Source organism: Flavobacterium sp. AJR (genome assembly GCF_002156885.1).
Lineage (GTDB): Bacteria > Bacteroidota > Bacteroidia > Flavobacteriales > Flavobacteriaceae > Flavobacterium.
In genome coordinates this window covers 1-9755 of sequence record NZ_NCWQ01000142.1, presented here as the reverse complement: position 1 = coordinate 9755, position 9755 = coordinate 1, and the positions used below count along the sequence as shown (strand labels likewise).

The 9755-nt window shown below is 32.5% G+C and carries 8 protein-coding genes and 2 tRNA genes; 6 read left to right on the top strand and 4 right to left on the bottom strand.

The window, feature by feature from the left end; genetic code table 11:
• Together B8T70_RS22605 and B8T70_RS22600 are read left to right on the top strand one after the other, a co-directional pair.
• On the top strand, positions 1-590 hold a 590-nt coding region (locus B8T70_RS22605; protein WP_165763249.1), incomplete at its 5' end, for an AAA family ATPase.
• Between the two features lie 9 nt (positions 591-599).
• Entirely contained in the window at positions 600-1454 is an 855-nt protein-coding gene (locus B8T70_RS22600; RefSeq protein WP_086896313.1) for an HNH endonuclease, read from the top strand.
• 14 nt (positions 1455-1468) lie between these two features.
• Here the strand turns inward: B8T70_RS22600 and B8T70_RS22595 are convergent, their stop codons facing one another.
• On the bottom strand, positions 1469-1858 hold the full coding sequence (locus B8T70_RS22595; RefSeq protein WP_086896312.1) for a helix-turn-helix domain-containing protein: 390 nt from the start codon (positions 1856-1858) through the stop codon (positions 1469-1471).
• Positions 1859-2031: 173 nt separating this feature from the next.
• On the opposite strand from B8T70_RS22595, the gene B8T70_RS22590 reads away from it, so the two are divergent.
• A complete protein-coding gene (locus tag B8T70_RS22590) occupies positions 2032-2310 on the top strand; it encodes a hypothetical protein (protein ID WP_039113584.1) in 279 nt (92 codons plus the stop codon).
• Between the two features lie 841 nt (positions 2311-3151).
• Here the strand turns inward: B8T70_RS22590 and B8T70_RS22585 are convergent.
• From B8T70_RS22585 to rseP, 3 genes are all read right to left on the bottom strand, one after another.
• Positions 3152-3225: transfer RNA gene (locus B8T70_RS22585), tRNA-Asn, on the bottom strand.
• 39 nt (positions 3226-3264) lie between these two features.
• Positions 3265-3338, bottom strand: a tRNA-Asn gene (locus B8T70_RS22580).
• 83 nt (positions 3339-3421) lie between these two features.
• Positions 3422-4765, bottom strand: a complete 1344-nt coding sequence (rseP, locus tag B8T70_RS22575; RefSeq protein WP_039113587.1) for an RIP metalloprotease RseP — start codon at positions 4763-4765, stop codon at positions 3422-3424.
• 198 nt (positions 4766-4963) lie between these two features.
• Between rseP and B8T70_RS22570 the strand changes: the two genes are divergently transcribed.
• From B8T70_RS22570 to B8T70_RS22560, 3 genes are all read left to right on the top strand, one after another.
• The gene (locus tag B8T70_RS22570; protein ID WP_086896311.1) at positions 4964-6031 is read left to right on the top strand and encodes an NADH:flavin oxidoreductase/NADH oxidase; all 1068 of its coding nucleotides are present in this window, start codon (positions 4964-4966) and stop codon (positions 6029-6031) included.
• 694 nt (positions 6032-6725) lie between these two features.
• The gene (locus tag B8T70_RS22565; RefSeq protein ID WP_086896315.1) at positions 6726-7766 is read left to right on the top strand and encodes a Gfo/Idh/MocA family oxidoreductase; all 1041 of its coding nucleotides are present in this window, start codon (positions 6726-6728) and stop codon (positions 7764-7766) included.
• Between the two features lie 456 nt (positions 7767-8222).
• Entirely contained in the window at positions 8223-9440 is a 1218-nt protein-coding gene (locus tag B8T70_RS22560) for an MFS transporter (protein ID WP_086896310.1), read from the top strand.
• Positions 9441-9755: the final 315 nt, after the last annotated feature.

The window sequence follows — 9755 nt, the reverse complement described above, 5'->3', positions numbered from 1 at the left end:
AAACATGTTTGCAATTATTATCGGAGGAGCCTTCATTAAATTTTTTAAAAAACATTGAAAGAGAAAAATTTTATCTATTACGAGAAAACTCTTTTTTTAATAATCTAAGTACAGGTCACAAATTTGTAATACATTCAGTATTTAAACTAATTTATCATATTGAGAAAAGATGTCTTGTATTATTTGATGAACCAGAATCTCATTTACATCCCCCACTCTTAGCTGTTTTAATGAAAGTTTTAAGAAATATTTTAGAATATCAAAAATCTTTTATGATTATTACAACTCACTCTCCCGTTGTATTACAGGAAACCTTAAAAAAACATGTTATTATTGTTAGAAGAGAAGAAAATAACATTAAAACATTTGAACCAATAAGTCAGACATTTGGAGAAAATATAAATAGTATTACTAATGATATTTTTGGTTTATCTACTGATTATACAGATTATCATAATGAGTTAGATAAAATTATAAATTCATTTTATGGTGACAAAGAATCTTTTGAAAAATATATTTTAGAGCTATTTAATGGAGAAATAAGTATGCAAGCTTATGCATATTTAATATCTGAATATAATAGTAAATAATTTAGAAAAATGAGAAAAGTTGCAATTCCCGATAATGCTGAAGCTCTTGGAGATCTTGATATTGCTTTAAAATATTTAAATGGAACATATAAATACGAACTTAATGATTCCGAAAAACAAATAATTAGTAATATTTATCAAAAATATGATCAATTACTTGGAAATATAGATGATGAATTTAAAAGTACGTTACTTCGAGTTGAAACTAATAATGCTTTACAAATTGCTTATTCTGAAATTCAATTAAAAGGGAGGCTAAGTTCCTTAAGGAGCAAATTACTTTTATTATATGAAAATTGTCCATATTGTGGTATAACTCCCATTTCAGAATTGGATCATTATTTACCTCAATCAATTTACAAAGCAACATCAATATATTCAAGAAATTTAATTCCAATTTGTCACATATGTAATAATGGTAAAAGAACAGCTGTGAATGATATTAATGGTTCATCATTTTTTCATGCCTACTTTGAAATTTTTCCTCAGGATTCTTTTTTTATAACCGATGTAAAATTTATTGATGGTAATCTAATGATTGATTATGTTATTGACAAAACTAATATTACGGATGAATTAGGAGCAAAATTAGATTTTCAATTTCAGCGTACTAACTTAAAAAATCGATTAAAGCAGTCAACTAATAATTATTTATTTGGCTGTAAATCATCTATTGAAATGATATTTGAAAGTGATAATGAAAATGGAGTTAAAAAATTATTTATACGACAATATAACGAGTTCAAACAAAGATTTGGAGTTAATTCTTGGAATACATCCTTATTATTAGCATTATCAAATTGTGATGATTTTTGCAGAGGTGGATTTGCAGAATATTTTAAAAAAAATAATATACAATTATAAAAAATAAAAAAAAATTACTTCCCTTTCAATAACTTCTCTAAATATTCCACTTTCTCTTTTTCAGCCAAAACCAAACGTTCGAAAAGTTCAACCATTTTATCAAGTGGATTGAAATTGCAGCTATATGCATTTCCATTAACAACATTGCTGTCATGATAAGTATTTCCAATAATATTCAAAACAGCTTCTTCTGAGAAATTCTTAATCCCTTCAACCGAAACTCCTAATGCTTCAGCAATTGCTTTAAGTTTTTCATCATCTATTGTTTCGCTGTTTTCAATAGCAGAGATTGCTTGTTGGTTTGTTCCTAAAGCTTGTGCCAAAGCTTCTTGCTTCATATCACGAAGTTCACGAATACGGCTTATTTTTCGCCCTATATGATTTGGTTTTGTAAGTGTGCTCATAATTCAAAGATAATAATTAAGTGTAATAACAGTCAATATGTAAAAAACATATTTAGCTAAGTACGGTACGGCTAGAAATGATACAGTACAGTTGAATAGATTGCTTAATTGCGATGTGTTGTAAAAATACAACTTTTCGCACAGGTAGAGATTAAAAACAAAAAAATATAGTAATGCAAAAAGAAAATCATATTCCATTGCATCATGATGAGGTAATGCAATCGGTAGCGAGATTCCTTTCGGCTCTTTGGGTGGAAGGAGAGTTTAGGTATCAACCGGATTATTTAGTTGAAATTTTCGAAAACATTCTCAAAACAGAAATCGGTAATGACCAGGATTTACGAACTAAAATGATAAGTTGTATTAAAACGAGTAAAATGTTGAAAAAAGCATTAGAGCGATTCTCCGATCAAGAAATAGAAAAAGCTTGCAATGGGATTGTAAAAGCTTAATAATGCCTTTATGCTTCTAATTTTGCATGTAAAACAGTCGTAATATAATAACGCTCAATTTAACCGCAAAGAGCGCAAAGAGAAAAAGACGCAGAGGTTCGCTAAGTTATTGATTAAGCTTTGCGAATCTTTGCGTAACCTTTGTGTTCTTTGCGGTAAAGTCTTTTTATTTAATGCTCAACTTTTGTAATCGAGTTACTAGCGGAGACCCTTCGTTCCTCAGGGTGACAAGATTGGGTGATAATAAAATAAGGGAAACCGTGTTATCGAGCAAAAAGGTTATCAAAGCTATTGATTAAGCTTTGCGAACCTTTGTGTAGTCCTTTGCACTCTTTGCGGTAAAACCCACAAACAATAGATTCGCGTTATCGTTGTTTGAAAAGCTATTGATTAAGCTTTGCGAACCTCTGCGTCTTTTTCTCTTTGCGCTCTTTGCGGTAAAGTCTTTTTATTTAATGCTCAACTTTTGTAATCGAGTTACTAGCGGAGACCCTTCGTTCCTCAGGGTGACAAGATTGGGTGATAATAAAATAAGGGAAACCGTGTTATCGAGCTAAAAGGTTATCAAAGCTATTGATTAAGCTTTGCGAACCTTTGTGTAATCTTTTGCTCTCTTTGCGGTAAAACCCACAAACAATAGATTCGCGTTATCGTTGTTTGAAAAGCTATTGATTAAGCTTTGCGAACCTTTGTGTTTTTTTCTTTGTGCTCTTTGCGGTAAAATTTTTACTTAATCCCCAGCTTTTGCACCTGATCCTCTTTCGGTTCCTCAGGGCGACAACGATTGGGTAAGGTATAAACAAAAAAAAGACTATCATTTGCATGATAGTCTTTTAATAAGCTCCCTCTCTTGGGCTCGAACCAAGGACCCTCTGATTAACAGTCAGATGCTCTAACCAACTGAGCTAAGAAGGAATCACCTTAAAGGTAAATATGTTTGCTAAAAAAAAGTTGCTCCCCCTCTTGGGCTCGAACCAAGGACCCTCTGATTAACAGTCAGATGCTCTAACCAACTGAGCTAAGGAGGAAGTTGTTGTTCTTTTTAGCGAGTGCAAATATAGAAGGTTTTTTCCTTTCTAAAAAATTTTTTCGCACTTTTTATTAATAAATTTTACTTGCCTACGATTGCTTTATAAATATCGTTACCGTTAGCAAATAAAAGCAATGTTATAAGTAAAACGAATCCAACCATTTGCGCGTTTTCTAGGAATTTATCGCTTGGTTTTTTACCACTAATGATTTCGTATAATAAAAACATCACATGCCCACCATCAAGAGCAGGAATCGGTAATAAATTCATTACTCCAAGCATAATTGATAAAAGTGCAGTGATAGACCAGAACACTTCCCAACTCCAAGTACTAGGGAAAATATTATAAATAGCCGCAAAACCACCTACTTGTTTGTAAGCTTTAGTTTCTGGGTTAAAAATCATTTTAAGCTGTTTTCCGTAACTTACCAGTTGATCTTTTCCTTTTTCAATCCCTACAGGAATCGATTCAAAGAATCCAAACTCTTTAGTACTTATTTTATAGTAGCCTAATTTCTCTAATGATTCCATTCCTAGAGTACCAACATTTACACCAAGTTTACCTTCTTTAGTAACAATAGCATTAACTGGAGTCTCTTTTTGGTTTCTTAAAACAACGGCAGGAATAGTTTTTCCTTTGTTATTTTCTAATATTGTTTTTACCTCGTCATAATATTTTACTTTTTGTCCGTTAAGAGAAGTAACCAAATCTTTTGGTTGCAATTCTTTATTTGGAGATTCAGCAGCAATATTTCCAATTACAAAAGGCATTCTTATAGAAGCAAGAGGGCTTTTTTCATGTTTTGATAATTGGTCAACAAGATCGTTTGGCATCTGGATAGTTTGCTCAACACCGTTTCTTTCAATAAGAACTTGTTTAGACATTACTAAGTCCATGTTTATTTGATTGTCGAAACTCTCTACTTTTTTACCATCGATAGCTAGAATCTTATCACCAGTTTTAAAACCAGCTTTAATCATAACAGGATTTTCAATAGAAAGACCGTCTTTTATGTCAGCATTAGCAACATAAGTTTCGCCATAAGCAAATGCCATTCCTATATATATAATAAACGCAAGAATAAAGTTTACCGTAACACCACCCAACATAATGATTAAACGTTGCCAAGCTGGTTTCGAACGGAATTCCCAAGGTTGTGGTGGCAAAGCCATTTGTTCCTTGTCCATACTTTCGTCAATCATTCCAGAAATTTTTACATAACCACCCAGAGGTAACCAACCGATACCGTATTCAGTATCGCCAATTTTCTTTTTTAGAAGTGAAAATTTGACATCAAAAAATAAATAGAATTTTTCGACTCTTGTTTTAAATAATTTTGCGGGGATAAAATGCCCTAATTCGTGAAGAATAATAAGTAATGATAAACTCAATAAAAATTGAGAAAGCTTGATAACTATATCCATTGTTTAATTTTAGTTCTTAAATAACGCACAAAAGTAACGTTTTCTATTTTAATTCATAGTGCAATATAAGTCATAAGGTTTTAAATGTTTGTTAATTAATAAACATTTAGATTTCTACTTTTAACAAGATGCAGTAACTTTACTTTTTAAACACTATTTTAAATATTAGTAGTGTTAATCCGCTAAAAGTTACATTATATGGCTTCATTATTATTTTCTCCACTTTCGATAAAAAAAATCACCTTAAAAAATAGAATCGTTATTTCGCCAATGTGTCAATATTCAGCTATTGATGGTTTTGCTAATGATTGGCATTTGGTACATTTAGGAGCTCGTGCAACGGGAGGTTCAGCATTGATAATTCAGGAAGCGACAGCTGTTTCGCCCGAAGCAAGAATATCACCTGAGGATTTAGGACTGTGGAAAGACGAACAAATAGAAAAATTAAAAGCAATCAATACATTTATTGTTTCTCAAAATGCCATTCCAGGAATCCAGATCGCACATGCCGGACGCAAAGCGAGTGTTTCAGCCCCTTGGGAAGGTAACAAAAAGTTAGATTTCGCTCAAGGCGGATGGCAAACCGTTGCGCCAAGTGCCATTGGTTATCATGATAATGAAGCTGCTCCAATAGCTTTGGATAAAGCAGGAATCCAGAAAGTAATTGCCGATTTTAAGTCAACTACCAAAAGAGCCGTTGCTGCAGGATATCAGGTTCTGGAAATTCATGGAGCGCATGGGTATTTGTTGCACCAGTTTATGTCGCCATTGTCTAATTTAAGAACCGATGAATATGGTGGAAGTTTCGAAAACAGAATTCGTTTAACTCTCGAAATCGTTGATGCAGTACAATCAGAATGGCCAGCAGATTTACCGTTGTTTGTTCGTATTTCGGCTACCGATTGGGCAGAAGGAGGTTGGAATATTGAAGAATCGGTACAGCTTTCGGCAATTTTAAAATCTAAAGGAGTTGATGTTATCGATGTTTCTTCGGGAGGATTGGTTTCTCATCAAAAAATTGCACTAGGACCAAATTACCAAGTGCCTTTTGCCGAAAGGATAAAAAAAGACACAGGAGTTTTAACAGGGGCAGTAGGTTTAATTACCGAAGCTACTCAAGCCGAAGCAATATTAACTTCAGGTCAAGCCGATTTAATCTTGTTTGCGAGAGAATCGCTTCGTGACCCAAACTTGGCTTTGCATTTTGCATCCGAGTTAAACTCCGATATACAATGGCCAAAACAATACGAACGAGCTAAGATTTGATGAAATATTAATGTTTTTTATTTAAGCCATTAAGAAATAAAACATAAGTTTTTTAATTGAACCATTAAGAGATTAATTTTCATTAAGCGTTGAACTTAGTTCTTTTTCAATCTGTTAATGGTTAGAAGAAATAAAACATAAATTTTTTAATTGAACCATTAAGAGATTAAGTTATATTAAGCTTTGAACTTAGTTTTTTTTCAATCTGTTAATGGTTAGAAGAAATAAAACATAAGTTTTTTAATTGAACCATTAAGAGATTAAGTTTCATTAAGCTTTGAACTTAGTTTTTTTCAATCTGTTAATGGTTAGAAGAAATAAAACATAATTTTTTTAATTGAACCATTAAGAGATTAAGTTATATTAAGCGTTGAACTTAATTTTCTTTATTTCTTAAAGGTGGAAAAAAACTTAACCAATAAACGTAAAATCAAAATTTATTTGAACCATTAAGAGATTAAGTTATATTAAGCGTTAAACTTAATTTTTCTTTATTTCTTAATGGTAAAAAAACTTAATTTCATCCGTGGCAAAACAATAAACATTAACTGAATTTCATTGAAAAGAGAAAACTTAATTTTCTTCATTTCTTAATGGTGGAAAATCCTTTATCCCGATAGCTATCGGGAGTGGCAAAAAAATAAACTTAATTTTTCTTCATCTCTTAATGGTGAAGAAAAAAAATAAAAATCAAATGCAAAAAATAAAAACAGCACTATTATCATACGGAATGTCGGGGAAAGTTTTTCACGCACCATTTATAAATATTCACCCAGGATTTGAACTTATTGGTTCTTGGGAAAGAAGCAAGAAACTAATACAAGCAGATTATCCAACAGTAAGAAGTTACCCAACAATTGAAGATGTTCTTGCAGATGATGTTGATTTGGTGATTGTAAACACACCAGTTGAAACACATTATGAATATGCCAAAAAAGTTCTAGAAGCTGGTAAACATGCTATAGTCGAAAAAGCATTTACAACCACCGTTGCTCAGGCACAAGAATTGGCTGATTTAGCTAAAGCAAAAGGATTAAAATTGGCCGTTTTCCAGAACAGAAGATGGGATAGTGATTTTAAAACCGTTCAAAAAGTTGTTAAAGACGGTTTGTTAGGAGATTTGGTCGAAGCCGAATTTCATTTTGACCGTTTTAATCCTTTATTAAGTATTAAAGCACATAAAGAAACTGCCAATTCAGGCGCAGGAATCCTAAAAGATTTAGGACCGCATTTAATAGATCAGGCATTGCATTTGTTTGGATTTCCAAAATCGGTCTTTGCAGATATCCGAATAACACGCGAAAATTCATTGGTCGATGATTATATCGATTTACTATTATATTACGATGATTTTAGAGTTCGACTAAAAGCTAGTTTCTTTGTTAGAGAAGCTAATCCGGCTTATGTAGTTCACGGAAAGAAAGGCTCATTCTTAAAACCTCGTGGAGATGTTCAGGAAGATGATTTAAAATTGAGCAAAAAACCAGATACTGTAACTTGGGGAACTGAAGCAGAAGGTTTAAACGGAATTTTACACACAGAAATTGATGGAAAGGTTATCAAAGAGAAAATTCCAACTTTACAAGGGAATTATTATGAGTTCTTTGATGGTGTTTACAAGTCGATTACGACAAATACAATAGAGCCAGTTACAGCCGAAGATGGTGTTAAAACCATGAAAATCATCGAAGCAGCTATTGCAAGTAATGTACAACATAAAGTGATTAATTTATAGGCGTTTAACTCTTTGCGAAAGTAACGCGATCCCGAAGCGTCGGGACGGATTTACTAAAGTAAAGACGCGGAAAAATACGGATTTTTAAAAATAATTAATCCCTAAGTTTTTGACAACGTTATTAAGTTAAGCTTTTTTGATTTAATTATGATTAATTTTTTTCGCGCAAAGACGCAAAAGCGCAAAGGTTTTAGGTGTAAACTTGGCGGATTGGCGACTTTGCGTGAGATTTATTCGGCGCTATTATTCTTAACTTAATGACATTCAGCTTTTGGATGGGAGAAAATCCGTTTTTATCCGCGTTTTCGCCTTGGCGAATCCGCTTCATCCGGGTTCTATTCGGGTTCCACTTAATTTATAAACAATAACGTTATAATTAAGCCTAACTAGTAGGGTTGAATTAATGTTAAGGATGATTTTCGTAATTTTGCCCAATCAAACTTTAAATAACTCATTTTGATAGATTTAAACTTCCTAGGCAGATTCAGAAGTAAAGCAAAATTTAAGAAAACATATAAAAATGCTAAAGCTTCGTACTTAAACCGAATCCGTTTTGCTGTCGGAATGTTTTATTTTGCAATGGGTTTATGTTTTGCTACCTGGGCAAGCCGAATTCCGAGTATTAAAGCCGCATTAGATTTAAGCGAAGGGCAATTAGGTTCTATTTTGTTTGCGTTACCATTAGGGCAATTACTAATTATGCCTTTCTCGGGTAAAGTTGTCACTCGTTTTGGTAGCCACAGAATCTTAATTTTTTCGTTGCTATTTTATGCTTTTAGTTTAACTAATTTAGGTTTAGCAACTACATCATGGCAGTTATCTGCTGGTTTATTTCTTTTCGGAGTATTCGGAAACCTAGCCAATATTGCAGTAAATACACAAGGTGTTTACACCGAAGTACTTTTTAAGAAAACTATAATGTCTTCCTTTCATGGCATGTGGAGTTTTGCTGGGTTTACAGGAGCTTTAGTTGGTTTAGGAATGTTAGCATTAAAACTATCACCATATTATCATTTTGTAATTGTGGCAGGAATTGTACTTATTATGATTGCTTTCAATTATAAATTTTTGGTCAAAGCCAAAGAAAAAATCAAAGTACAGGAGAAGAAAAAGAAACTTTTTGCAAAACCAGACAGTTCATTAATTTGGCTTGGAGTGATTGGGTTTTGTTGTATGGCGAGCGAAGGAGTAATGTTCGATTGGAGCGGTGTCTATTTTAAAGATGTCGTAAAAGCTCCTGGGGCATTAGAAATCTTAGGGTATACATCATTCATGATTATGATGGCAAGCGGACGTTTTCTTGGTGATGGACTAATTCTTAAATTCGGAAGGAAAAAAGTATTACAAATAAGCGGATTGGTCATTTCGCTAGGACTTTTTACCTCGGTTCTTTTCCCTTATATAATTCCTTGTACAATTGCCTTTATGTTTGTTGGTTTAGGAGTTTCAACTGTTGTACCAACTTTGTACAGTGTTGCTGGTAAAAACCCGTCGGTTCCTGCTGGTGAAGCTTTAACAATTGTTTCGAGCGTTAGTTTTCTTGGTTTTTTAATGGGACCACCTGTTATCGGTCATATTGCCGAAGCTTTTGGTCTTCGTTTCTCTTTTGCCTTTATCGGCATCTTCGGATTTTTTATTGCCTTTATGGTAACTAGAATAAAAGCAATAGAGTAATCATATCACATTACTTTAAAATTGTGGAAAGAAGTTAAACATATAAGTTATGTAAGCTCATTTAAGTTTTTATGTTGATAGTCACGCTTATATTTACTTTCATTACTTACATGGTTCAAACTAAAGTGTTAGTTTAGAACTTTAAGTATGAAAGTGAATGATGTAATGCGTTAATTTTCTCAGTTCTTCATAATGTAATTTTCTGCGTTTTGTATTTTTATTTAACAGGAAAAATAAAGTTAAATATAAATTAGTTATATTTGAAATTAAATTAAAGAAAAAACGTACATTTTTTTAATAGGGAATTTCAAAATA

Excerpts from the sequence above, each read along its gene's own strand:
- B8T70_RS22590 (WP_039113584.1), top strand. The coding sequence starts at position 2,032 with ATGCAAAAAGAAAATCATATTCCATTGCATCATGATGAGGTAATGCAA.
- B8T70_RS22600 (WP_086896313.1), top strand. The coding sequence starts at position 600 with ATGAGAAAAGTTGCAATTCCCGATAATGCTGAAGCTCTTGGAGATCTT.
- B8T70_RS22565 (WP_086896315.1), top strand. The coding sequence starts at position 6,726 with ATGCAAAAAATAAAAACAGCACTATTATCATACGGAATGTCGGGGAAA.
- rseP (WP_039113587.1), bottom strand. The coding sequence starts at position 4,765 with ATGGATATAGTTATCAAGCTTTCTCAATTTTTATTGAGTTTATCATTA.
- B8T70_RS22570 (WP_086896311.1), top strand. The coding sequence starts at position 4,964 with ATGGCTTCATTATTATTTTCTCCACTTTCGATAAAAAAAATCACCTTA.
- B8T70_RS22595 (WP_086896312.1), bottom strand. The coding sequence starts at position 1,858 with ATGAGCACACTTACAAAACCAAATCATATAGGGCGAAAAATAAGCCGT.